The sequence below is a fragment of the Stenotrophomonas humi genome, assembly GCF_001431415.1.
GTDB classification, from domain to species: Bacteria; Pseudomonadota; Gammaproteobacteria; order Xanthomonadales; family Xanthomonadaceae; genus Stenotrophomonas; species Stenotrophomonas humi.
The window spans coordinates 1-742 of the sequence record NZ_LDJI01000088.1 but is presented as its reverse complement, the minus strand read 5'-3'; the positions used below and the strand labels follow the sequence as shown (position 1 = coordinate 742).

The 742-nt window shown below is 64.0% G+C and carries 1 protein-coding gene and 1 pseudogene; both read right to left on the bottom strand.

The window, feature by feature from the left end:
* A pseudogene (locus ABB26_RS18445) lies at positions 1-267 on the bottom strand (potassium-transporting ATPase subunit B); the annotation flags it as partial.
* Positions 268-277: 10 nt separating this feature from the next.
* The coding region (locus ABB26_RS18440; protein ID WP_211261995.1) for a potassium-transporting ATPase subunit KdpA at positions 278-742 on the bottom strand (465 nt) is incomplete at its 5' end.

Below are 742 nucleotides of genomic sequence, written 5' to 3'. Positions count from 1 at the left end.
TTCGGCCACGGCTTCGGCGAAGTTGCCGAACAGCACGGTAATCAGCAGGATCACGGTTACGGCCCAGCCGAAACCGGGTTGCGCCCAACCCGCGAGGGTAGCAACCGCCGTTACCAGCGTACCGAGCCAGACCACGGCCATCACTGGGTTCTTGATGATGTGCTGCGGCGCCAGCTTGATGAAGGAGTTGACCAGCGCAGGCGCGAAGCCGCGCTCATCCAGGCGCGAGCGGCGGCCCGCGTGTTCTTTCGAGGTTGTATGGTTCATGATGTTTTCCTCAACGCGCGACCAGGCTCAGATGATCGGCAACGGGGCCTAGCACCAGCACGGGCATGAACTGAAGCAGTGTCAGGATGACGATCACCGCGATCAGCGTGAGCGCAAAAGTGGGGGTTTCGATGTGCAGGCTTCCCGTGCTTTCCGGGGCTTGGCGTTTGCGCGCGAGCATGGCTGCGATCACCAGCGGAATGATGAGGGCCGGATAGCGACCCGCGGCGAGCACGAAGCTGGCGGTGACGTTCCACCAGACGGTGGCAGCGCCCAACCCCTCGAAGCCCGAGCCGTTGTTGGCGAAGGACGACGTGTATTCGTAGAAGACCTGGCTGAGGGCATGGAAGCCGGGGTTCGAGCTCCCCGTCAGGCTCGGCACGGCCAGCGTGATGGCGGTCAGGCCCAGCAGGATCAGCGGTTGCAGCAGCACGAGCACTGCGAGCAGGCGGACCTCGGGCGCTTCGATCTTGCG